At 71.7% G+C, this 23,041-nt stretch carries 23 protein-coding genes and 1 pseudogene; 21 read left to right on the top strand and 3 right to left on the bottom strand.

Annotation, left to right across the window (positions count from 1 at the left end):
• Positions 1–65: 65 nt before the first annotated feature.
• From JSQ78_RS04560 to JSQ78_RS04535, 6 genes are all read left to right on the top strand, one after another.
• The gene (locus tag JSQ78_RS04560) at positions 66–1,562 is read left to right on the top strand and encodes an aspartate ammonia-lyase (RefSeq protein ID WP_211449740.1); all 1,497 of its coding nucleotides are present in this window, start codon (positions 66–68) and stop codon (positions 1,560–1,562) included.
• A 31-nt stretch (positions 1,563–1,593) separates the two neighbouring features.
• Complete coding sequence (locus JSQ78_RS04555) at positions 1,594–2,844, top strand: PrsW family intramembrane metalloprotease (protein WP_211449738.1); 1,251 nt, start codon at positions 1,594–1,596, stop codon at positions 2,842–2,844.
• Positions 2,845–2,941: 97 nt separating this feature from the next.
• Positions 2,942–3,211, top strand: a complete 270-nt coding sequence (gene rpsO, locus JSQ78_RS04550; protein WP_021011779.1) for a 30S ribosomal protein S15 — start codon at positions 2,942–2,944, stop codon at positions 3,209–3,211.
• A gap of 269 nt (positions 3,212–3,480) precedes the next feature.
• Complete coding sequence (locus JSQ78_RS04545; protein ID WP_211449736.1) at positions 3,481–5,772, top strand: polyribonucleotide nucleotidyltransferase; 2,292 nt, start codon at positions 3,481–3,483, stop codon at positions 5,770–5,772.
• A gap of 72 nt (positions 5,773–5,844) precedes the next feature.
• Entirely contained in the window at positions 5,845–7,218 is a 1,374-nt protein-coding gene (locus tag JSQ78_RS04540) for a M16 family metallopeptidase (protein WP_211449734.1), read from the top strand.
• A gap of 67 nt (positions 7,219–7,285) precedes the next feature.
• Positions 7,286–7,888: a histidine phosphatase family protein gene (locus tag JSQ78_RS04535; RefSeq protein WP_211449733.1), complete on the top strand. Its 603-nt coding sequence runs from the start codon at positions 7,286–7,288 to the stop codon at positions 7,886–7,888.
• Between the two features lie 159 nt (positions 7,889–8,047).
• On the opposite strand, the gene JSQ78_RS04530 is transcribed toward JSQ78_RS04535, so the two are convergent.
• The gene (locus JSQ78_RS04530) at positions 8,048–8,521 is read right to left on the bottom strand and encodes a GNAT family N-acetyltransferase (RefSeq protein ID WP_249295910.1); all 474 of its coding nucleotides are present in this window, start codon (positions 8,519–8,521) and stop codon (positions 8,048–8,050) included.
• A 52-nt stretch (positions 8,522–8,573) separates the two neighbouring features.
• Here JSQ78_RS04530 and dapB point away from each other — a divergent pair, with 52 nt between their 5' ends.
• From dapB to JSQ78_RS04500, 6 genes are all read left to right on the top strand, one after another.
• Entirely contained in the window at positions 8,574–9,278 is a 705-nt protein-coding gene (gene dapB, locus JSQ78_RS04525; RefSeq protein ID WP_211449729.1) for a 4-hydroxy-tetrahydrodipicolinate reductase, read from the top strand.
• On the top strand, positions 9,275–9,754 hold the full coding sequence (locus JSQ78_RS04520) for a hypothetical protein (protein ID WP_249295908.1): 480 nt from the start codon (positions 9,275–9,277) through the stop codon (positions 9,752–9,754). The genes dapB and JSQ78_RS04520 overlap by 4 nt, the downstream gene beginning before the upstream one ends.
• Positions 9,751–10,581 (top strand): thymidylate synthase, encoded by an 831-nt coding sequence (locus JSQ78_RS04515; RefSeq protein ID WP_211449727.1) that lies wholly within the window; start codon positions 9,751–9,753, stop codon positions 10,579–10,581. Before JSQ78_RS04520 ends, JSQ78_RS04515 begins: the two co-directional genes overlap by 4 nt.
• 8 nt (positions 10,582–10,589) lie before the next feature.
• Positions 10,590–11,105 (top strand): dihydrofolate reductase, encoded by a 516-nt coding sequence (locus JSQ78_RS04510; protein ID WP_249295906.1) that lies wholly within the window; start codon positions 10,590–10,592, stop codon positions 11,103–11,105.
• 9 nt (positions 11,106–11,114) lie between these two features.
• Positions 11,115–12,086 carry a 4-hydroxy-tetrahydrodipicolinate synthase gene (gene dapA, locus JSQ78_RS04505; RefSeq protein ID WP_211449723.1) on the top strand — a complete coding sequence of 324 codons (972 nt, stop codon included), beginning with the start codon at positions 11,115–11,117 and terminating at the stop codon, positions 12,084–12,086.
• Between the two features lie 190 nt (positions 12,087–12,276).
• Positions 12,277–13,863: a ribonuclease J gene (locus JSQ78_RS04500; protein WP_211450510.1), complete on the top strand. Its 1,587-nt coding sequence runs from the start codon at positions 12,277–12,279 to the stop codon at positions 13,861–13,863.
• A gap of 6 nt (positions 13,864–13,869) precedes the next feature.
• On the opposite strand, the gene JSQ78_RS04495 is transcribed toward JSQ78_RS04500, so the two are convergent.
• Both JSQ78_RS04495 and JSQ78_RS04490 read right to left on the bottom strand, forming a co-directional pair.
• Positions 13,870–14,157 (bottom strand): hypothetical protein, encoded by a 288-nt coding sequence (locus JSQ78_RS04495; protein WP_211449721.1) that lies wholly within the window; start codon positions 14,155–14,157, stop codon positions 13,870–13,872.
• Positions 14,157–14,885 carry a hypothetical protein gene (locus tag JSQ78_RS04490; protein WP_211450670.1) on the bottom strand — a complete coding sequence of 243 codons (729 nt, stop codon included), beginning with the start codon at positions 14,883–14,885 and terminating at the stop codon, positions 14,157–14,159. The genes JSQ78_RS04495 and JSQ78_RS04490 overlap by 1 nt, the downstream gene beginning before the upstream one ends.
• A 63-nt stretch (positions 14,886–14,948) precedes the next feature.
• Between JSQ78_RS04490 and JSQ78_RS13810 the strand changes: the two are divergent.
• From JSQ78_RS13810 to JSQ78_RS04445, 9 genes and pseudogenes are all read left to right on the top strand, one after another.
• Positions 14,949–15,095: pseudogene (locus JSQ78_RS13810) on the top strand (hypothetical protein); the annotation flags it as partial.
• Between the two features lie 113 nt (positions 15,096–15,208).
• Positions 15,209–16,363: an efflux RND transporter periplasmic adaptor subunit gene (locus tag JSQ78_RS04480; protein ID WP_211449717.1), complete on the top strand. Its 1,155-nt coding sequence runs from the start codon at positions 15,209–15,211 to the stop codon at positions 16,361–16,363.
• A gap of 2 nt (positions 16,364–16,365) precedes the next feature.
• A complete protein-coding gene (locus JSQ78_RS04475) occupies positions 16,366–17,070 on the top strand; it encodes an ABC transporter ATP-binding protein (RefSeq protein ID WP_502756138.1) in 705 nt (234 codons plus the stop codon).
• Complete coding sequence (locus JSQ78_RS04470) at positions 17,067–18,284, top strand: ABC transporter permease (protein WP_211449713.1); 1,218 nt, start codon at positions 17,067–17,069, stop codon at positions 18,282–18,284. Before JSQ78_RS04475 ends, JSQ78_RS04470 begins: the two co-directional genes overlap by 4 nt.
• Before the next feature lie 49 nt (positions 18,285–18,333).
• Positions 18,334–21,159 carry an FtsK/SpoIIIE family DNA translocase gene (locus JSQ78_RS04465; protein WP_211449711.1) on the top strand — a complete coding sequence of 942 codons (2,826 nt, stop codon included), beginning with the start codon at positions 18,334–18,336 and terminating at the stop codon, positions 21,157–21,159.
• Positions 21,160–21,205: 46 nt separating this feature from the next.
• Positions 21,206–21,805: a CDP-diacylglycerol--glycerol-3-phosphate 3-phosphatidyltransferase gene (gene pgsA / locus JSQ78_RS04460; protein ID WP_211449709.1), complete on the top strand. Its 600-nt coding sequence runs from the start codon at positions 21,206–21,208 to the stop codon at positions 21,803–21,805.
• A complete protein-coding gene (locus JSQ78_RS04455; RefSeq protein ID WP_211449707.1) occupies positions 21,805–22,341 on the top strand; it encodes a CinA family protein in 537 nt (178 codons plus the stop codon). The genes pgsA and JSQ78_RS04455 overlap by 1 nt, the downstream gene beginning before the upstream one ends.
• Positions 22,342–22,457: 116 nt before the next feature.
• Positions 22,458–22,787, top strand: a complete 330-nt coding sequence (locus JSQ78_RS04450) for a helix-turn-helix domain-containing protein (RefSeq protein WP_211449705.1) — start codon at positions 22,458–22,460, stop codon at positions 22,785–22,787.
• Positions 22,788–22,797: 10 nt separating this feature from the next.
• Positions 22,798–23,019, top strand: a complete 222-nt coding sequence (locus tag JSQ78_RS04445) for a DUF3046 domain-containing protein (RefSeq protein WP_211449704.1) — start codon at positions 22,798–22,800, stop codon at positions 23,017–23,019.
• Positions 23,020–23,041: the final 22 nt, after the last annotated feature.

Below are 23,041 nucleotides of genomic sequence, written 5' to 3'. Positions count from 1 at the left end.
GAGAACCCCGCCCCCACGCACGCCACCGCGCCCGATCGGCGCGCCCCCATGGCAAAGGAGCCACCGTGACCGACACGCCCCAGTACAAGCTCGACCCCGCCCCGCAGGGCGAGCGCCACTACGCCGGCCCCACTCGCCTCGAGCGCGACTCGCTCGGCGAGCTGCCGGTGCCCGCCGACGCCTACTGGGGCATCCACACCGAGCGCGCCCTCATCAACTTCCCCATCACGGGCCGCTCCATCTCGGTCTACTCCGACCTCGTGAACGCCCTCGCGGTCGTCAAGCAGGCGTGCGCGCGCGCCAATCGCGAGATCGGCGTGCTCGACCCCGACAAGGCCGACCTCATCGACCGCGTCTGCATCCGCATCCGCGGAGGAGAGCTGCACGACCAGTTCAAGGTCGGCGTCATCCAGGGCGGCGCGGGCACCTCGACCAACATGAACACCAACGAGGTCATCGCCAACGCGTGCCTCGTCGAGCTCGGGCACCAGAAGGGGCAGTACGAGCACTTCCACCCGATCGACGACGTCAACCGCTCGCAGTCGACGAACGACACGTACCCGACGTCGATCAAGGTCGCGATGGCCTTCACGCTCCGGCGCCTGCTCGACGAGCTCGCGAGGCTCGCGGATGCGTTCGACCGCAAGGCGGTCGAGTTCCGGGACGTGCTCAAGGTCGGCCGCACGCAGCTGCAGGACGCCGTGCCGATGACGCTCGGGCAGGAGTTCCGCGGCTTCGCGGTGACGCTGCGCGAGGACTACGACCGGCTCGAGGAGACCATCAAGTGGCTCGGCGAGGTCAACCTCGGCGCGACCGCGATCGGCACCGGCATCACCGCCGACCCGCGCTACGCCGAAGCCGCCTCGCGCCACCTCGCAGAGCTCACGGGCCTGCCGATCGTGCCCGCCGCCGACCTCATCGAGGCGACGAGCGACACGGGCGTGTTCATGCTCGTCTCCGGCACGCTCAAGCGCGCCGCCGTGAAGCTCTCGAAGATCTGCAACGACCTGCGCCTGCTCTCATCGGGCCCGCAGGCCGGTTTCGGCGAGATCTTCCTGCCCGCGAAGCAGGCCGGGTCGTCGATCATGCCCGGCAAGGTCAACCCGGTCATCCCCGAGGTCGTCAACCAGGTGGCGTTCGCCGTCATCGGCTCCGACGCGACGGTGACCGCGGCATCCGAGGGCGGCCAGCTGCAGCTCAACGCGTTCGAGCCCGTCATCGCCCACTCGATCCTGCAGAGCCTGCACTGGATGACGCAGGCGTGCCTCACGCTGCGCGTCAACTGCGTCGACGGCATCGAGGCGAACCACGAGCGGCTCGACCTCATGGTCGGCAGCTCCGTCGGCGTCGTGACCGCGCTCACGCCCTACCTCGGCTACGCGGCCTCCGCGCAGCTCGCGAAGGAGGCGCTCACGGGCAGCAAGTCGATCGCCGACCTCGTCGTCGAGGCGGGCCTCATGGAGCGCGAGCGGGTGGAGAAGCTGCTCGAGCCGGCGCGCCTCTCGGGCCTGCACCCGGCGACCGCGGCGATCCCGGTGATCGTGCCCGACGAGCAGCGCTGATCCGCAGGTCGCCGCTCGGTACGCTCGCGGGGTGAACGCCACCACGTCGTCGCTCTCGCCCCTGCGACGCCAGGAGGGCCCGAGCGCCGGGCTCGTGCTCGGCCTCGTCGGCATCGGCGTGCTCGCGCTCGCCTCCTTCGTCGTCATCTGGTTCCTCGGCGGCGCGATCGGCAGCCCGCTGCTCGTGGCGGCGTCGGGGGTCATGGCCCTCGTGCCGCTCGGCTTCGTGCTGTGGGCGGTGCTCGCGATCGACCGCTGGGAGCCGGAGCCGCGCGTCGCGCTGTGGTTCGCGGCGCTGTGGGGCGCCATCGCGGCGGTGCTGCTGACCCTCGTGCTCAACGGCTTCGTGCTCGAGCCGCTCGTCGCGCCCTTCCTGCGGTCGCCCGAGCAGTTCGAGCTCTACGCGACCGTCATCCAGGCGCCGGTGACCGAGGAGCTGTGGAAGGGCGTGCCGGTCGCGATCATGTTCCTGTTCTTCCGGCGCAGCTTCGACGGGCCCGTCGACGGCGTCGTGATCGCGGCGCTGTCGGCGGCGGGCTTCGCCTTCACCGAGAACATCCTCTACTTCGGCACCTCGCTCGCCGAGAGCGGCGACGGCTCGTTCATCTTCTTCCTGCGCGGCATCATGAGCCCGCTCACGCACGCGATCTTCACCGCGGTCGGCATCGGGCTCGCGCTCGGCTTCGCCGCGCGGCTGCGCTCCCGCTGGTGGATCCTCGTCGCCGGCCCGGCCGGCTGGTTCGTCTCGGCGGCGCTCCACGCGCTCTGGAACTCCGCGAGCTGGTGGGTGCCGGGCGGCACGGTCGGCTTCTTCGTCTACTACCTCGTCGTCCAGGTGCCGCTGTGCGTGCTCGCGGCGGTCGCGGTCTGGCTGCTGCTGCGGCAGGAGATCAAGCTCACGCGGCTGCGGCTCGACGACTACGGGCGCGCCGGCTGGTTCTCGAGCGAGGAGGTCGATCGGCTCGCCTCGAGCGAGGGGCGCGCGGCGCTCATGGAGTGGGCGCGCTCGCGCGGCCTCCGCAGGGCGATGCGCGACTACATCCAGACGGCGACGCGGCTCGCCAACCACCGGCAGCACGCGCTGCTCGGCCGCGAGCGCGCCCGCTCCCGCCTCGTCGCCGATGAGGCGACGCTGCTCGCCGACCTCATGCACCATCGCCGCACGATGGCGAGCGCCGCGATCGGCCAGCCGGTGCCGCTCACCGCGGGGGAGCGGATGCCTGTCGGGCAGGGGCCGGTGCAGCGGTACGGCGCCATGCCGCCTCGACCGCCGCGCCCCTGACCTGGTAGCATCGTGAGGTTGCCGTTGACCGGCCGCGGATCCAGAGCGCTCATGCATCGGGCATGGGCACCGCGCTGCGAGGAGAGAGGGGTTCCGCATGGGCCTGAATGCAGAGATCAAGAAGTCCATCATCGAGGAGTTCGCCACCCACGAGGGTGACACCGGGAGCCCCGAGGTGCAGGTCGCGATGCTGTCGCGCCGCATCAAGGACCTCACCGAGCACCTGAAGACGCACAAGCACGACCACCACTCGCGTCGTGGCCTGCTGCTGCTCGTGGGTCAGCGCCGTCGCCTGCTCGGCTACCTCCAGGACGTCGACATCGAGCGCTACCGCTCGCTGATCGAGCGACTGGGGCTCCGCCGCTAGACCGGCTTCGAGCGCTTCACGACTGGGCCGTCCCCGCGAGGGGGCGGCCCTTCGTCATGCTTCCTGCCGATTCGGGGATTCGTGCGGTAGCCTTGCCGAGACCGCGAGTCGCGGTCGTCGTGCGCCCATTCGCACCCGCTCTGAGCTGGTCGTTGGTGGAGGGCGGCGAAGCATCCTTCGACGCTCTCCACTGATGACCACTCCGCGCAGGCGAAGCGCACGACTGACATGTCGTGCCCCCGCAGGGCACAGGAGAGGAGAGGCCCTTCATGGAAGGTCCTGAGATCACATTCGCCGAGGCCGTCATCGACAACGGCCGCTTCGGCACCCGCACCGTCCGCTTCGAGACCGGCCGCCTCGCGCAGCAGGCGCAGGGCTCGGCCGTCGCGTACATCGACGAGGAGACGATGCTGCTGAGCGCCACGAGCGTCTCGAAGCACCCCAAGGACTCGTTCGACTTCTTCCCGCTCACGGTGGACGTCGAGGAGCGCATGTACGCCGCGGGCCGCATCCCCGGCTCGTTCTTCCGCCGCGAGGGCCGTCCGTCGACCGACGCGATCCTCACGTGCCGTCTCATCGACCGGCCGCTGCGCCCCTCGTTCGTCGAGGGCATCCGCAACGAGGTCCAGGTCGTCATCACGGTGCTCGCGATCGAGCCCGACGAGCTCTACGACGTGCTCGCCATCAATGCCGCGTCCATGTCGACGCAGCTCTCGGGCCTGCCCTTCGACGGCCCGATCGGCGGCGTGCGCGTCGCGCTCATCGACGGCCAGTGGGTCGCGTTCCCGAAGCACTCGCAGCTCGAGCAGGCCGTGTTCAACATGGTCGTCGCGGGCCGCGTCGTCACCGCTGCCGACGGCAGCGAGGACGTCGCGATCATGATGGTCGAGGCAGAGGCGACCGACAACGCCTGGAACCTCATCGAGGGCGGCGCGCAGAAGCCGACCGAGGAGGTCGTCGCCGAGGGCCTCGAGGCCTCGAAGCCCTTCATCAAGCAGCTCGTCGCCGCGCAGGAGCAGGTCGCGAAGACCGCCGCGAAGGAGACGCAGCAGTACCCGCTGTTCCCGCCGTACTCGGACGAGGCCTTCGCGGCCGTCCACGAGCTCGCGGCAGAGCGCCTCGGCGAGGTCTACCGCATCGCCGACAAGCTCGAGCGCCAGTCGGCCGACGACCAGCTCAAGGAGCAGGTCAAGCAGCAGATCAACGAGCGCATCGAGCGCGGCGAGCTCGAAGCCGTCATCGCGACGCAGGTCTCGGGCGCCTACAAGGCGGTCACGAAGGAGGTCGTCCGCGGGCGCATCCTGACCGACGGCATCCGCATCGACGGTCGCGGCCCCGCCGACATCCGCCCGCTCGACGCCGAGGTCGCGGTGGTGCCGCGCGTGCACGGCTCCGCGATCTTCCAGCGCGGCGAGACGCAGATCATGGGCATCACGACGCTCAACATGCTCAAGCTCGAGCAGCAGATCGACTCGCTGAGCCCCGTGACGAGCAAGCGCTACATGCACAACTACAACTTCCCGCCGTACTCGACGGGCGAGACGGGCCGCGTCGGCAGCCCGAAGCGCCGCGAGATCGGCCACGGCGCGCTCGCCGAGCGGGCGATCGTGCCCGTGCTGCCGAGCCGCGAGGAGTTCCCCTACGCGATCCGCCAGGTCTCGGAGGCGCTCGGCTCGAACGGCTCGACGTCGATGGGCTCGGTGTGCGCCTCGACGCTCGCGCTGCTCAACGCCGGCGTGCCGCTCAAGGCGCCCGTCGCGGGCATCGCGATGGGCCTCGTGACCGACGAGGTCGACGGTGAGACCCGCTACGCGGCGCTCACCGACATCCTCGGCGCCGAGGACGCGCTCGGCGACATGGACTTCAAGGTCGCAGGCACGCCCGACTTCATCACGGCCATCCAGCTCGACACGAAGCTCTCGGGCATCCCCGCCTCGGTGCTGGCTGGCGCGCTCACGCAGGCGAAGGAGGCGCGCACGAAGATCCTCGAGGTCCTGAACGCCGCCATCGACGCTCCCGACGAGATGGCGCCGACTGCGCCTCGCGTCATCAGCGTGCAGATCCCGGTCGACAAGATCGGCGAGCTCATCGGCCCCAAGGGCAAGACGATCAACCAGATCCAGGACGACACGGGCGCCCAGATCTCGATCGAGGACACGGGCGTCGTCTACATCGGCGCCGTCGACGGTCCCTCGGCGGAGGCCGCGCGCGCCGCGGTCAACGCGATCGCCAACCCGCTCAACCCCGAGCTCGGCGAGCGCTACCTCGGCACGGTCGTCAAGACCGCGTCGTTCGGCGCCTTCGTCTCGCTGCTGCCGGGCCGCGACGGCCTGCTGCACGTGACCGCCATGCGCGCGCTCAACGGCGGCAAGCGCATCGAGAACGTCGACGACGTGGTCTCGATCGGTCAGAAGATCCAGGTGGAGATCACCAAGATCGACGACCGCGGCAAGCTCTCGCTCGAGATCGTCGACGACTCGGAGCCCGTGGCCCCGGTCGCGGCGAAGAGCGACGATGCCGACTCGTCCGTCTCCTCGGTGTCCTCGGTCTCGGCCGAGTAGTCACCCACCCGAGCAGCCCTCGCCCCTCACGGGGCGGGGGCTGCTCGCATGCCGCGGCCGTAGACTGGCCGGATGCCTGCTGTCCCCCTCCCGCTCGACGTCCCCGAGATCGCCGTGGCGGCGGCAGCCGGCGCGGTCGTGCGCCGCAGCGTGCTGCCGAGCGGCGTGCGCGTGCTCACCGAGCAGATGCCGGGCGCGCTGAGCGCGACGGTCGGCTTCTGGGTGCCGGTCGGCTCGCGCGACGAGACGGGCGACGCGCGTGGCTCGACCCACTTCCTCGAGCACTTGCTCTTCAAGGGCACCCACTCCCGCTCCGCCTTCGACATCGCGGTCGCGTTCGACGAGGTGGGCGGCGAGCACAACGCGCTCACCGCGAAGGAGCACACCTGCTACTACGCGAAGGTGCGCGACGTCGACCTGCCGATGGCGATCGACGTGCTCGCCGACATGCTGACGTCGTCGCTGCTCGACCCCGACGAGTTCGAGCACGAGCGCGAGGTCATCCTCGAGGAGCTCGCGATGGCCGACGACGATCCCGCGGACGTCGCGGGGGAGCGGCTGAGCGAGCTCGTCCACGGTGCCGAGACGCCGCTCGGCCGCCCCATCGGCGGCACGCCCGACTCGATCCGCGCCGTCTCGCGCGACCGGGTCGCCGAGCACTACGCCGAGCACTACGCGCCGCGCGACCTCGTCCTCACGATCGCGGGCGCCGTCGACCACGACACGGCAACCCTGCAGCTGCAGGAGGCGCTCGTCCGCTACGGCTGGTCGCTCGACGCGGCCGCGCCGCGCGAGCGCCGCGGTCGCGAGCTCGCCGTCCCCGGCGCCGGCGGGCTCTCGGTCGTCGCCCGGCCGCTCGAGCAGGTCAACCTCATGATCGGCATGCCCGGACTCACCGCATCCGACCCCCGCCGCAGCACGATGGCGGTGCTCAACGCGGTGCTCGGGGCCGGCATGTCATCGCGGCTGTTCCAGGAGATCCGCGAGAAGCGCGGGCTCGCATACTCCGTCTACTCGTTCGCGTCCGGCTACGCCGACGCGGGCCTCGTCGGCCTCGCGGCGGCGTGCGCGCCGCGCAAGACGCTCGAGGTCGCGTCGCTCATGATCGGCGAGCTCGAGCGGCTCGCCGACGGCGCGAGCGACGAGGAGCTGCGCCGCGCGAAGGGACAGCTCGCAGGCGGCTCGGCGCTCGCGCTCGAGGACACCGACACGCGGATGTCGCGGCTCGGCCGCGCGGAGCTCACGCTCGGCGAGTTCCTCGACGTCGACGCGACGCTCGAGCGCATCGAGCGCGTGAGCGACGCGGACGTGCGGGCGCTCGTCGCCGAGCTCGCCGCCGGACCGCGGTCGATCTCGGCGGTCGGGCAGGCGCCGGACGGCCTCGACGGGCTCGTCGTGTCCCCCGATGGCACTACGGTGGAAGGGGCGGCCACCACCGCCCGCTGATCACGAAGGGCGCTCCCGCGCGTCCACGGACGACCTGGGCGCGACGCTGCGCCCGCGGAAGGATTCCATGGCGCACCTGCTCTACCTCGTCCGGCACGGAGAGCAGCTCGACGCCGAGCACGGGGTCGAGGACGGTCGGCTCTCGGGTCGAGGGGTGCGGCAGGCGCACGCGATCGCGCAGCGGCTCTCCGGGGTCGCGTTCGACCAGGCGTGGACGTCGCCGCTGCAGCGCGCGACCGAGACGGCTGCGATCATGCAGGAGCGACTGCCGGCGGTGGAGTTCCAGAAGTCGGCGCTGCTGCTCGACTGCATTCCCTCGGGGCTCGAGGAGGACACGCCCCTCGGGTTCCACGGCTTCCTGAAGGCCGTCCGGCCCGCGGAGGTCGAGGCGGGCTCGGCGCAGATGCAGGATGCGGTGGCGCACTGGCTGCGCCCATCGCGCGGCGATGTCAACGAGCTGCTCGTCACCCACAACTTCGTGATCGGCTGGTTCGTGCGCGAGGTCATGCAGTCGCCGAACTGGCAGTGGATGGCCCTCAACCAGGCGAACTGCGGGCTCACGATCATCCGTCGCCGCACGGGCAAGCCGCCGCAGCTGCTCGTGCACAACGACCTCGGCCACCTGCCGCCCGAGGACCGCACGGGGCTGCCGCTGCCGCAGCCCTTCTAGCCCTTCGCTGGCTGAGCCGCTGCGCGCCGGAGGCGCACAGCGTGTCGAAGCCTCGCCGCGCAGCAGTCGGCTTCGACACGGTCAGCGCGCTCACGCGCGCGGACCGGCTCAGCCAGCGGCTGGGGCGGCGGGGACCGGCTCAGCCAGCGGCTGGGGCGCTCAGCCTCCGGACGGGGAGGCGACCGGCTTCCGGAACCAGGTCGTCGCGTTGGGGTTGTCGTTGTACGCGGGGATCGACTCGTAGCCGCGCGTGGCGTAGAGCCGGTTCGCCGGTGCGAGCGCCGCGTTCGTGTCGAGCACGACCTCCGTCGCTCCCAGCTCGACCGCGCGCGCCTCGAGCGCGGCGAGCAGCGCCGCGCCGGTGCCGCGGCCGCGGCCCGCGGGGGCGACGTAGAGGTGCTTGATCTCGAAGCGCGACGGGCTCAGTCGACGCAGGGCACCGCATCCGATCGCCTCGCCGCCGTCCCACACGACGAGGAACGCGCCCTCGGGTGCGCGGAGCGTCGCGGGATCGGCGGGCTTCGGCGTGTAGGCACCGCCGACGAACGTGATCGCGCGATCGGCGAAGTAGGCCCGCAGGAGCGACTGGGCGAGCTCGGACGCGGGGTCCTCGAGGCGGATGTCGGCGTGCACCAGCCCACTGTACGGGCGCTGCGCGACCGGCCCGCGCCGTAGGCTGGAGTGCATGGCATCGACGAGGCGCATCGGGATCGCGGGCGCGACCGGCAGTCTCGGATCCCTCGCACTGCGGCTCGTGCGCGACGCCGGCGACCTCGAGCCGGTCGAGCTCGACGTGCGCGAGGGGCTCGAGCTCGACGGGATCGACGTCGTCTTCGACGCGACCGTGCTCGGCGCGAGCCAGCAGCTCGTCGACGCGGCGCTCGACGCGGGCGTGCCCGTCGTCGTCGCGACGAGCGGCTGGACCGAGGAGCGCATCGAGGCCCTCCGCGCCCGAGGCGCCGAGCGCATCCGCATCGTCCCCAACTTCTCGCTCGGCAGCGTGCTCGAGACGCACCTCGCCACGATCGCCGCGCGGCACTTCACCGCCGTCGAGGTCGTCGAGGCGCACCACGACCGCAAGCGCGACGCCCCGAGCGGCACGGCGACGCGCACCGCCGAGGCGATCGGCGCGGTGCGCGGCTTCGTGCCCGCGACCCCTGACGAGCCTGGCCGGGGCACCGTGATCGCGGGTGTGCCGGTGCACGCGCTGCGGCTGCCCGGCGTCGTCGCGCGCCAGGAGGTCGTCTTCGGCGGGACGGGCGAGACGCTCACGATCCGCCACGACACGACCTCGAGCGACTCGTACGCCGCCGGGATCCTGCTCGCGCTCCGCGCCGACGCGCAGCCCGGCGTGACCGTCGGCATCGGTGACCTGCTGGGGCTCTCGTGACCGATCGGCCTGCGGCGCGCACGAGCGCGAGGAAGGGCTTCGCGCTCGCGATGGCGGCCGTGCTCGCGCTCTACGTCGTGCTCGCCGGCAGCCGCGCCGTGCAGTTCATCGCCACCGGGCAGCCGCTCGCGATCGCTGTCGGCGCCGCCCTCATCATCTTCTTCCTCATCGGCGCGTGGGCGCTCGCGCGCGAGGTCGTCTTCGGCGTGCAGCTCGACCGCGCGGTGCGCGAGCTCGAGGTCGCCGGCGGCATGCCGCAGCCGCTGCCCGGCACGCCCTCGGGCCGCGCCGACCGCGAGGCGGCCGAGGGCGCGTTCCCGGTCGCGAAGGCCGATGTCGAGGCGCATCCCGAGTCGTGGCAGTCGTGGTTGCGGCTCTCGATGGCCTACGACGCCGCGCGCGACCGTCGCCGCGCGCGCATGGCGGCGCGCAAGGCGCTCTCGCTCCGGAAGACGGCACCCCAGGAGGCACCATGAGGGAAGGCACCGTGACCCAAGGCACCGTGACCGCACACCCCTACGAGGCCCTGCTCGCCGACGTGATGGCGAACGGCAAGCACAAGGGCGACCGCACCGGCACCGGCACCCGCTCGGTGTTCGGCCGGCAGCTGCGCTTCGACCTCTCTGAGGGCTTCCCGCTCATCACCACGAAGCGCGTGCACTTCAAGTCGATCGCGCTCGAGCTGCTGTGGTTCCTGCGCGGCGAATCGAACGTGCGCTGGCTGCAGGAGCGCGGCGTCACCATCTGGGACGAGTGGGCGGACGCGGATGGAGAGCTCGGCCCGGTCTACGGGGTGCAGTGGCGCTCGTGGCCCGACCGCGACGGCGGCACGATCGACCAGATCGCCCAGGTCGTCGAGTCGATCCGCTCGAACCCCGACTCGCGCCGGCACATCGTCTCGGCCTGGAACCCCGCCGACATCCCCGACATGGCCCTCGCGCCGTGCCACGCGTTCTTCCAGTTCGACGTGACCGACGGCCGGCTCTCGTGCCAGCTCTACCAGCGCTCGGCCGACATGTTCCTCGGGGTGCCGTTTAACATCGCGAGCTACGCGCTCCTGACGCACATGGTCGCGCAGCAGACCGGCCTCGAGGTCGGCGACTTCGTGTGGACGGGCGGCGACTGCCACGTCTACGACAACCACGTCGAGCAAGTAGAGCGGCAGCTCTCACGCGAGCCGTACCCGCTCCCGACCCTGCGCATCCGCCGCCGGCCCGACAGCATCCTCGACTACGAGCTCGAAGACTTCGAGGTCGTCGGCTACGAGCACCACCCGGGCATCAAGGCGCCGGTCGCGGTCTGATGATCGGCATGATCTGGGCGCAGGCGCGCGGCGGCGTCATCGGCGACGCGGGCGACATGCCGTGGTCGCTCCCCGAGGACATGGCGCGCTTCAAGGCGATCACCATGGGCCACCCGGTCGTGATGGGCCGACGCACGTGGGAGTCGTTCCCCGCGCGCTACCGGCCGCTGCTGGGGCGCGACAACATCGTCATCACCTCGAGCGGCGACTTCGACGCGCCCGGCGCGCGCGTCGTCTCGAGCCTCGACGAAGCGCTCGCCGTGGCGCTCGCGCTCGACGACGAGGTGTGGATCGTCGGCGGCGGCCGCGTCTACCGCGAGGCGATGGCGCGTGCCGACCGGCTCGAGATCACCGACATCGAGCTCGACGCGACGGGCGACACGACAGCGCCGACCCCGGATGCGTCATGGCACGAGGTCGCGCGCGATCCGGCCGAGGGGTGGCACGAGAGCCGCAGCGGGCTGCGGTTCGCGTACCGCACCCTCGAGCGCGCACCGGGGACGGGCTCGCGGCAGGCACGGTAGCCTGGTCGGGTGAATCCCAATCCCTTCGGCCAGGTGCTCGTCGCGCTCGTGACGCCGTTCTCGGCGGACGGCGAGGTCGACTGGGACGACGTCGAGCGGCTCATCGACGACGTCGTGACGCACGGCGCCGACGGCATCGTCGTCTCCGGCACGACCGGCGAGACGTCGACGCTCACCGACCCGGAGAAGATCCGGCTCGTCGAGGTCGCGAAGGCCGTCGCGGGCGACCGCGCGAAGGTCATCCAGGGCGGCGGCTCGAACGAGACCGCGCACGCGATCGACCTCTACCGCCAGGCCGAGCGAGCGGGCGCCGACGGCGTCATGATCGTCACGCCGTACTACAACAAGCCCACGCAGGCGGGCGTGCTCACGCACTTCCGGCTCATCGCCGACGCGACCGACCTGCCGGTCATCCTCTACGACATCCCCGGCCGCTCGGGCATCCCGATCCGCTACGAGACGCTCCTGCGGGCGGCGAAGCACCCGAACATCCTCGCGGTGAAGGACGCCAAGGGCGACTTCGCCGAGGTGAGCCGCGTGCTGAACCAGACCGACCTGCTCTACTTCTCGGGCGACGACGCGAACGTGCTCCCGCACCTCGCGATCGGCGCGTCGGGCCTCATCGGCGTCACCGCGAACATCGCGCCCAAGCCGTACCGCACGATCGTCGACGCCGTGAACGCGGGCGACCTGCACACCGCGCAGGCGCAGCACCAGGCGCTCGAGCCGCTCGTGCGCGCGACGATGACGCACGTGCCCGGCACAGTCTCGACGAAGTACATCCTGCACGGGCTCGGCCGCATCGGCAGCCCGCGCGTGCGCCTGCCGCTCGTCGGCCCCGAAGACGCCGAGGCGGCCCTCATCGAGGACGAGCTCGCGCTCGTCACGGGCGTCGACGGCCTCGACCTAAGCCGCTTCCGCCCCGACCGCAACGCCGCCGCTGGCGGCGCCCTGCCGAAGGTGCACGGCACGACGCGCTGAGCGCGCGAGCCCGTGACCGCATCCACCCCAGATCTTCCCGCGCGCGAGGAGCGCGCACCCCACATCCGCTCGCCACACGCGAGCCGCATATGAAGGAGGCCCCTTGACGGCCATCACCCAGCCCCCCGCGCTCGCGACGGGCACCCTCCGCTTCTTCCCGCTCGGCGGCCTCGGCGAGGTCGGCCGCAACATGACGGTGTACGAGCAGGACGGCAAGCTGCTCATCGTCGACTGCGGCGTGCTCTTCCCCGAGGAGCACCAGCCGGGCGTCGACCTCGTGCTGCCCGACTTCGGTCCCATCCGCGACCGCCTCGACGACATCGTCGCCGTCGTGCTCACGCACGGCCACGAGGACCACATCGGCGCCGTGCCCTACCTCTTGCGCCTCAAGGCCGACATCCCCCTGCTCGGCTCGCAGCTCACCCTCGCGCTCGTCGAGGCGAAGCTCAAGGAGCACCGCATCAAGCCCTACACCCACACGGTGAGGGAGGGCGACGTCGAGCAGCTCGGCCCGTTCGAGACCGAGTTCGTCGCCGTCAACCACTCGATCCCCGACGCCCTCGCCGTCGCGATCCGCACGAGCGCGGGCCTCGTGCTCCACACGGGCGACTTCAAGATGGACCAGCTGCCGCTCGACGACCGCATCACCGACCTGCGCGCGTTCGCGCGGCTCGGCGAGGAGGGCGTGGATGCGTTCCTGGTCGACTCGACGAACGCCGACGTCCCGGGGTTCACGGCGCCCGAGCGCGAGATCGGCCCCGTCATCTCGCAGGTGATCGCGAAGACCTCCGGGCTCGTCGTCGTCGCCTCCTTCTCGAGCCACGTGCACCGCGTGCAGCAGGTGCTCGACGCGGCGCACGAGAACGGCCGCAAGGTCGCGTTCGTCGGCCGCTCGATGGTGCGCAACATGGGCATCGCGGCCGACCTCGGCTACCTCAAGGTGCCCGACGGCGTCGTGGTGAGCCAGAAGGAGGCCGAGAACATGCCGCGCGAGCAGGTCGTCTTCATGTCGACCGGCTCGCAGGGCGAGCCGATGGCGGTGCTGAGCCGCATCGTCAACGGCGAGCACCGCATCGAGGTCGGCGAGGGCGACACCGTCATCCTCGCCTCGAGCCTCATCCCCGGCAACGAGAACGCCGTCTTCCGCGTCATCAACGGGCTCATGCAGCTCGGGGCGAAGGTCGTGCACAAGGGCTCGGCGAAGGTGCACGTCTCGGGCCACGCCTCGGCGGGCGAGCTGCTGTACTGCTACAACATCCTCAAGCCGCGGAACGTCGTGCCGGTGCACGGCGAGTACCGCCACCTGCACGCCGCGGCGTCGCTCGCGATCGACACCGGCGTGCCGCGCGACCGAGCGTTCGTCGGCGAGAACGGCACCGTGTGGGACCTGCGCGACGGCGAGGTGACGGTCTCGGGCCAGCTCGAGATCGGCTTCGTCTACGTCGACGGCTCGTCCGTCGGCCGCATCGACGAGGCCGACCTCAAGGACCGCCGCATCCTCGCCGAGGAGGGCTTCATCTCGATCTTCGTCGCGCTCGAGCCGCAGACCGGCAAGGTCATCGTCGGCCCCGAGATCCACGCGCGCGGCTTCGCCGAGGACGACAAGGTCTTCGACGACATCCGCCCGAAGATCGTCAAGGCGCTCGCGGAGGCCGGCGAGCAGGGCGTGCGCGACCAGCACCAGTACCAGCAGGTCGTGCGCCGCACGGTCGGCCGCTGGGTGGGCACGCGCATCCGTCGCCGCCCGATGATCGTGCCGGTCGTCATCGAGGCGTAGGTTCCATCAGGCGACGATGAACCCAGGTCCGAGATCACGCTGCAGCGTGGCTCTGGCGTGGTCGAGCCGGCGCCGCCACTCGTCGATGACCGCGTCGGGAGCGGGGTGTGCGAAGTTATCTGGGGTGGCAGCGAAGGCTTCATGCCACCATTCGGCTAGATGGCTGAGCTCATCGATCGTCGCCGGATCGAGTAGGCGCCGAATCTCGGACGTGTACATGTGATCAACCTTGACTGGCCAGCGTACTCCGTAGTCGACTGCGATCTCGACCTCGCGGGCGGGAGAATCGCTCATCAGCACGGTGTGCTGTCCGAAGTGGAGAAGTACGCCGTTATGATGTTCTGCGGATCGTCCGCCGAGCCGCCTCGATTGGTCGAGAGAACGATGGCAGGATAGTAGACGACGATTGGATCCGAATTCAGCCACACTTCGGTCGCATAGCAAGCAGTCTGGTTCGAGGCCCGCGGCACCACCTGCAGCTGTGCCTCCAGCGCCGCCTGGATGGACAAATTCATCACGTCGTCCCAATGCACGGTCGGATCGAAGCATCCGTTTTCTGCGCGACATCTATCGAGCAGAGCCTGCCAGTCCTCGTAGTGCCTCGCCTCGATGTGCACCCAACCCGAGCCCGTGCTCGTCGAGTCGTTGTGGCTCCCGCAGCGCAAAGAGACATACTCCTGCTGGTAAAAGTCGTAGTAGTCGTGGACAGTGAAGCCGGTATTGCCCTTGCGGCATTGCAGCGTTTCCCACGGGTCGAGAAATATGTTCGGAGCTACGATCCCTGAGTCATCTGCAACGTCGAGCTGCTGGGGGCCGGGCGCTTGACTCACACCTCCGATGAATCCAGCAACAATAGTGAGAACTGCTGTCAGTCGCGCCAAGGAGCGCATGTCTTTCCGATCGTCGAACTCGTGGGTACCTCCAGAACGTAGTCGGCCGATGCGACTCCCGCAATGTTCTTTTCTGCGCAGCTTTCTTGGTCGGACAATCGTCGCACTCGAGTCGCGGACGACGAAGGCCATCGTCGGCCCGCCTCGGCGAGCCCTCGAAGATCTTGCGGCGAAAGGGTCGAAGACCTTGTCGTCCTCGCGAAGGCGCTCGCCGAGGCCGGCGAGCATGGCGTGCGCGACCAGCACCAGTTCCAGCAGGTCGTGCGCCGCACGGTCGGCCGCTGGGTGGGCACGCGCATCCGCCGCCGCCCGATGATCGTGCCGGTCGTCATCGAGGCGTAGCCGACACGTCGAGATCATCCTCGAGGGGGAGGGGCGAGCGCGCTCGCGTGCCCTAGCGTGACGAGCGAGGGCACGCAACGGATGCGCGCCGCCCCGCCCGAGAGGACGCCGCCGTGCCCGAGCAGGACCAGACCGCCCCCGTCGAGCCCGCGGCCGTGCCGCCGCCGCTGCACGGCGAGGCCCCCGTGCATCGCCAGCCCTCGCAGCGCGAGGCGCGAGCGGCCGCGAAGCGGCAGGCGAGGCTCGAGCAGCTCGAGCGCTCGCGGCTGCGGAAGGCGGAGCGCGCGGCTCGCGGCCCGGGCGCGTGGCGCACGTGGGTGCTGCCGGTGCTCAAGCTCGCCGTCGGCGCGGCGATCGCGATCGCGCTCGTCAAGCTCGCGTTCTTCCCCGACGTCGAGGCGGTGAGCGCCGACGACGGCTTCGCGCCCGGCGCCGCGTTCGAGGAGCCGCTCGCGACGGTCGAGCGCGGCTCGGTCGAGAACGCCGTCTCGATCGAGGGCATGATCGTGCCGGTCGAGGCGGTGCCGGTGCGCTCGACCCACTCGGGCACCGTCGCGCGCGTGAGCGCCGCGGACGGCGCGCAGGTCGCCGCGGGCGACGTGCTCTACACGGTGCGCGTCGAGACGCAGGGCGCGCCCGCAGCCGACGGCACCGTGCCGCCGCCCACCGCGCGCGTGCACAGCATCGTCGCGCCCGCCGCCGGCACGCTCACGGGCTTCGCCGTGCTCGTCGGCCAGAGCGTCGACGTCGCGGGGGAGACCGGCGCCGTGCAGCCGCCCGAGCACGTCGTGCGCGCGAGCCTCGGCGCGGCAGAGCAGTACCGGCTCACGACGCAGCCCGAGTCGGCGACCGTCACGATCGACGGCGGGCCCGCGCCGTTCGAGTGCGGCTCGGTCAGGATCGCCCAGCCGGCCGGCGAGCAGATCACGACCGGCGCGAGCGCGACGCTCACGTGCGCGGTGCCGAGCGACGTGCGCGTCTTCGTCGGCCTCGCCGCGAAGGTCGAGCTGAGCGCGGGCTCGGCGAGCGACGTGCTGCTGCTGCCGACGACCGCCGTGCTCGGCAGCGCCGAGACCGGCATCGCCTACCGGCCCGGCGCCGACGGCGAGCCGGAGGAGGTGCCCGTCGAGCTCGGGCTCAGCGACGGGCGCATGGTCGAGGTGCGCGCAGGGCTCTCGGAGGGGGATGCCGTGCTGCAGTTCGTGCCCGGAGCCGCCGACCCGTGCGCCGACCCGATGACAGCCGACCCCATGGTCTGCGGGTTCTGATGGTGCCGCTCCTTCGCCTGCGCGACGTCACGCGCCAGTTCGCGACGATCGACGGGCCCGCGCTGCAGATCCTCCGCGGCATCGACCTCGACGTCGCGCCGGGGGACCGCGTCTCGATCGTCGGCCGCTCCGGCTCGGGCAAGTCGACCCTGCTCAACATCCTCGGGCTCATCGACCAGCCGACGACCGGGGCCGTCGAGCTCGACGGCGAGCCGGTCGCGCTCATGGGCGCCCGCGCGCGCGACCGGCTGCGAGGCGCGAGCGTCGGCTTCGTCTTCCAGCAGTTCAACCTCATCGAGGGGCTCACGGCGGCCGAGAACGTCGCCGTGCCGCTCCACTACGGCGCGGGCCGCCGCTACTGGCAGCGCGCCCACCTGGCGCGCGAGATGCTGCAGCGCGTGGGGCTCGGGCACCGCCTCGACACGAGGGCCACGAATCTCTCCGGCGGCGAGCAGCAGCGCGTCGCGATCGCCCGGGCGCTCGTGCGCCGGCCGCGGCTCATCCTCGCCGACGAGCCGACCGGAGCGCTCGACATCGAGACCGGCTCGCGCACGATGGACCTGCTCGACGAGGTCGCGACCGAGGCCGGAGCCGCGCTCGTGACCATCACGCACGACCTCGCGGTCGCCGCTCGCGCGCGACGCGTGCTGCGGCTCGCCGACGGGCGGCTCCACGCGCTCGAGCCGGCGGCGGGAGCGCTCTCGTGACCGACGTCGTCGCCGCGATCCAGGACGCCTGGACCGAGCTGCGCATCCACCGCGGCCGCGTGCTCATGAGCCTCATCGGCGTGACGGTCGCGATCGCCGCGCTCACCGCATCCGTCGCCCTCGGCGACCTCGCCCGCTCGACGCTGCTGACGTCGATGGAGGCGCAGACCGGCCGCGCCGCCACGATCAGCATGTGGATCCAGGAGGGCTCCGCCGACGGCACGCCCGGCGGCGATCCGGGCGCGACGCTCGACGCCATCGAGACCGCGGTCGAGCGCTACAGCATCGACTTCGCGAGCGCGACGACGAACACCGGGGCGACCCTGGTCGGGCTCGGCGGTCCGCAGCAGGTCGAGCTCGCGGGCGTCGACCCCGACTGGGCGATCCTGCGGCACCTGCCGGTCGCGGAGGGCCGGTTCCTCGTCGAGAGCGATCGCGCCCGCCTCGCCCCGGCGGTCGTCGTCAATCGCGGCGTGCTCGACGCGCTCGGCGGCGGGGGCATGGAGGCGCACCGCACGATCGAGCTCGGCGGCACGACCGCGGTCGTCGTCGGCCTCGTCGATCGGGGGCTCGGCGACGACTGGCCGCAGGCGTGGATGCTGCCGCGCGACGTGGTGCGCATCGCCGAGACCGACCCGATGAGCTTCGGGGTCTCGTTCCAGCTCGAGGCGTGGGTGCCGGAGGAGACTGCCGAGGAGGGCGTGCGGATGCTGCGGCAGGATCTGCGCGGGGCGCTCCCGGGCGCGATGGTCGACGGCAACCGCAGCGACTGGCAGTCGTTCGACGACGGCTATGACCCGCTGCTGCCGCTGCAGCTCACGCTCGTCGGCACCGCCGCCGTCATCCTGCTGCTCGGCGCGCTCGGGCTCGTGACCGTCGCCGTCGTCTCGATCCGGCAGCGCGTGCGCGAGCTCGGCATCCGCCGCGCCTTCGGGGCGTCGCGCACCCGCATCTTCGTCGCAGTCATGCTCGAGTCGGTCGTCGGCACCGTCGTCGCCGGCACGATCGGCATCGCGGTGTGCATCTTCGCCTACCGGCTGCCGATCGTGCAGGACGCGCTCACGCAGGGCGTCGGCGGCATGGTGCTGCCGGGCTTCCCGATGTCGGCCGCCGTCACGGGGCTCGTGGTCGCCGCGGCCGTCGGCGCGCTCGCGGGCAGCGTGCCCGCGACGATCGCCGTCCGCTCGAAGGTGATCGAGGCCATCCGCTTCTGAGCGGAGCGCCTCCGGCCGCTCGTGGGCGCCGGCATCTAGGGTGTCGGCCATGGCCACGAGCACCAAGTCGACCAAGCCGTCCCCGCGCGGGCGCTCGACCGGCACGTCGACCTCCGCGACCACGAAGGTGCACCGGGCGGCCCGGTCGACGAAGGCGCAGCCCGTGTTCGAGGACGACGGCCCCGGCCTCGCGCAGCGCGCGTGGATGGGCCTCGCGCACGCGACGGGCGGTGCGGCGCGCGTCTTCGGCCGCGAGTCGCTCGCGAAGGAGGAGCGCCGCGACGGCGTGCCCTTCCTGCTCACGATCCTCGCGGTGCTCGGCGCGGTCGTCGAGTGGATCCTGCCGGCCAACGCGGTCGCGCAGGCCATCTCCGCCTACACGTGGGGCGGGCTCTTCGGCCAGGTCGCGATCGCGCTGCCGGTCGTCTTCGTGCTCCTCGCGCTGTGGATGTTCCGCCACCCGGCCTCGGTGAGCGACAACGGCCGCGTCGGCGTCGGCATCGCGCTGCTGCTCATCTCCGTCGCCGGTCTGTGCCACGTGCTGCTCGGGATGCCGGATGCGTCGCTCGGCATGCCCGCGCTCGCCGACGCGGGCGGCATCCTCGGCTGGGTCGCCGCCGCGCCGCTCGCGGCGCTGATGACGCCGATCGGTGCCGGCATCGTCTGCGGCCTCGTCGCCGCGCTCGCGGTGCTCGTCATCACCCGCACGCCCCCGACCCGCATCCCCGAGCGGCTCACCGACCTCTACGGCTACCTCTTCGGCATCGAGACCGGCACGCCCGAGGAGCGCGAGGAGGCCCGCCGCGCTCGCCGCGAGGCGAAGGAGCTCGCGAAGGCCGAGGCGGCCGAGGAGGAGCCGATCGAGGGCGACTCGATCGAGTCGGGCACCGGCTCGCTGCCGTTCTGGCGCCGCAACGCGACCGGCCGCGAGGTCGATCCCGCCTACGACACCCCCGTGATGATCGACCGCGAGCAGCCGACGACGCGCGTCGACGCCGAGGCGGTCGCGGTGCCCGCGACGACCCCCGAGCCGCTGCCGGAGGTCGCCGACGACGAGCACGAGGAGTACGCGACCGCCGTGCTCGAGTCGCTCGAGCAGGCCGAGGCGGCCATGCGGAAGCACACCGGCGAGGTCGCGCTCGACGCGCCGGCCGAGCCGATCGCGGCGGCGCCCGCCGTCGCGCAGCGCCCCTACCGGCTGCCGTCGATCGCCTCGCTCGCGCAGGGCGACCCGCCCAAGGCGCGCTCGGCGGCCAACGACGAGATCGTCGCGGCGATCACCCAGGTGCTCGGCTCGTTCAACGTCGACGCGCGAGTCACGGGCTTCTCGCGCGGGCCGACGGTCACGCGCTACGAGATCGAGGTCGCGCCGGGCGTCAAGGTCGAGCGCGTGACCGCGCTGTCGAAGAACCTCTCGTACGCCGTCGCGTCGAACGAGGTGCGCATCCTCTCGCCCATCCCGGGCAAGTCGGCGATCGGCATCGAGATCCCGAACCCGGACCGCGAGACGGTCAAGCTCGGCGACGTGCTGCGCTCGCGCGCCGCCGCCGACTCCAAGCACCCGATGACGATCGGCATCGGCAAGGACGTCGAGGGCGGCTACGTCGTCGCGAACCTCGCGAAGATGCCGCACCTGCTCGTGGCCGGCTCGACCGGCTCGGGGAAGTCGTCGTTCGTCAACTCGATGATCACGAGCCTGCTCATGCGCGCGACGCCCGCCGAGGTGCGCATGGTGCTCGTCGACCCGAAGCGCGTCGAGCTGACCGCCTACCAGGGCGTGCCGCACCTCATCACTCCCATCATCACGAACCCGAAGAAGGCCGCCGAGGCGCTGCAGTGGGTCGTGAAGGAGATGGACATGCGGTACGACGACCTCGCGTCGTTCGGCTACAAGCACATCGACGACTTCAACAAGGCGGTGCGCGCCGACGAGATCGTGCTCCCCGCCGGGAGCCAGCGCACGCTCAAGCCCTACCCGTACCTGCTCGTCGTCGTCGACGAGCTCGCCGACCTCATGATGGTCGCGCCGCGCGACGTCGAGGACTCGATCGTGCGCATCACGCAGCTCGCGCGGGCCGCGGGCATCCACCTCGTGCTCGCGACGCAGCGGCCCTCCGTCGACGTCGTCACGGGCCTCATCAAGGCCAACGTGCCGAGCCGATTCGCGTTCGCCGTCTCGAGCGTCACCGACTCGCGCGTCATCCTCGACCAGCCCGGCGCCGACAAGCTCATCGGCCAGGGCGACGGGCTCTTCCTGCCGATGGGCGCCAACAAGGCGATGCGCGTGCAGGGCGCGTGGGTCGACGAGGCCGAGATCCAGCGCGTCGTGCAGCACGTCACCGGCCAGGCGCGCCCCGAGTACCGCGACGACGTCGAGGAGACCGCGCAGAAGCGCGAGATCGACGCCGACATCGGCGACGACCTCGACGACCTGTGCGCGGCAGCCGAGCTCGTCATCTCGACCCAGTTCGGCTCGACCTCGATGCTGCAGCGGAAGCTCCGCGTCGGCTTCGCGAAGGCCGGCCGGCTCATGGACCTCATGGAGTCGCGCGAGATCGTCGGACCCTCGGAGGGATCGAAGGCGCGCGACGTGCTCGTGCCGCCGGAGGGGCTCGCGGCCGTGCTCGCGTCGCTGCGCGGCGAGGGGCCGGCGCCCGCCGCGGCCGCGTCGCCCGCGGACGCCTCGCCGGCAGCCGTGGAGCGGCCGGCGCCGAGCGCGCTCGAGTCGCCCGACGCATCCGACGACGACGAGGGCGCGTGGGTCGAGACCGACGACCGCTACAGCGACCCCTTCGACGAGGTCAACCGCGACGGGCTCGAGGCCGTCGAGGCCGAGGGCGACGACGACGCGTGGTCGCTCACCGGCCGCGACTGAGCCGCGTGCCAGGGCACGCTTCAGGTGGGCCGAGTAGCCTCCCAGCATGGCGATCCTGAGCCCGTGGCGCGGGCGCGTGTGGCGCAGGGGCGATGAGCCCGCGAGCGTCGCGAGCGTGCCGAACCTCATCTCGGTCGTGCGCATCCTGCTCACCCCGGTCTTCGTCGTCGTCGCGCTCTCGAACCCCGAGCCGGGCCTCGTGCGCACGCTCGCGGCGGTGCTGTTCGCGGTGCTCATCGCGACCGACTTCGTCGACGGGCGCATCGCTCGCGACCGCGGGCTCGTGACCGACTTCGGCAAGCTCATCGACCCGATCGCCGACAAGGCGATCACCTCGAGCGCGTTGGTCGTGCTCTCGGTGCTCGGCGAGCTGCCGTGGTGGATCACGATCGTCGTGCTCGTGCGCGAGTGGGGCATCACGCTCTACCGGCTCATCGTCTCGAGCCGCACCGTGATCGCCGCCGACTGGGCGGGCAAGGCGAAGACCATGGCGCAGGGGATCGCGCTGCCGCTCGCGCTCCTGCCGCTGCAGGCGTGGGTGGGCGAGTGGGGCGTGTGGGCGTGCGTCGTCACGATGACGATCGCGGTCGCGCTCACGATCTACTCGGGACTCGAGTTCGTCTGGCACGCGTGGAGGAGCAGTTGATGGATGCTTTGGAGCTGTCGGGCTGGATCGTCGCGCGAGCCGCGGCGCGGGGGATCTCGATCGCGGTCGCGGAGTCGCTCACGGGCGGGCTCGTCGCCGAGACGCTCGTGCGCACGCCGGGGGCGTCGGTCGTGCTGCGCCTCGGCGTCGTCGCGTACGCGACCGAGATGAAGGAGCAGGTGCTGCGTGTGCCGACCGACCTGCTCGAGGAGCGAGGACCGGTCGACCCCGACGTCGCCATCTGGATGGCGCGCGGCGTGCGCCGCCTCGCCGCGCTCGACCGGAGCGACTGCACGATCGGCCTGGGCACGACGGGCGTCGCGGGTCCTGGAGCGCAGGACGACCACGCGCCGGGCGAGTTCCACATCGGCATCGAGGTCGAGACGGTCGACGGGCTCCACTCGCACGCCTCCTCCCACTTCGAGCCGGGCGATCGCGAGCAGGTGCGCGAGGCGGCGCTGCTCGCGGCGCTCAGGGAGCTCGACGCCGCGCTCGAGCGCACCGACCTCGTGATGCACAGCGAATCCAAGGGCTGAGGAGTGCTCCCTCGGAATGCGCGGTGGGAGCGTTGCGTTGTCACAGGTCGTAGGCATCGAGCGGCACGCAGGCAAGCTGCGGCTAGCATGATGCATCCACGGTGAAGGGGGAGACCATGGTGCTGGTTCGACAGGAGATCGGCGACGTGCTGCGCGATGTGCGCCTGCGTCAGGGCCGTACCCTGCGCCAGGTCGCCTCCCGCGCCTCGGTCGCCCTCGGATACCTCAGCGAGGTCGAGCGGGGCCAGAAGGAGGCCTCGAGCGAGATCCTCGCGTCGGTCGCCGAAGCGCTCGACGTGCCGCTCTCGAGCGTGCTGCACGAGGTGGGCGACCGCCTCGCGGTGCTCGAGGGCCTCGGCTACCACGAGCTCGACCGCATCGGCGCGACCGTGCCCGACACGCTGCCCGACGACCTCGTCGCGGAGTTCGACTCCGCGGTGCGCTGAGAGCCGGCGGATGCGGGCTAGCGAGCTGCAGCTCGCGCTCGAGGAGGAGTTCGGCTCGCTCGGGGCGGTGCTGATGGAGGACACGACGCTCTCGAGCCTCGGCGGTCGCACGGGTGCGGTCGCCCTCGCCGACGGCGTCCCGCCGCGCCAGGTCTGGCAGGCGATCTGCGACGCGAAGGACGTGCCCGTCGCGCGGCGCCACGGCCGCGGCGTCCGCGAGGCGCGTCGCTGACGCATCGCGACACGCCGCGGGA

The organism is Agrococcus sp. Marseille-Q4369, assembly GCF_018308945.1.
Lineage (GTDB): Bacteria > Actinomycetota > Actinomycetes > Actinomycetales > Microbacteriaceae > Agrococcus.
Note: the sequence above shows the minus strand (reverse complement) of the source record. Positions and strands in the feature narration are given on the sequence as shown.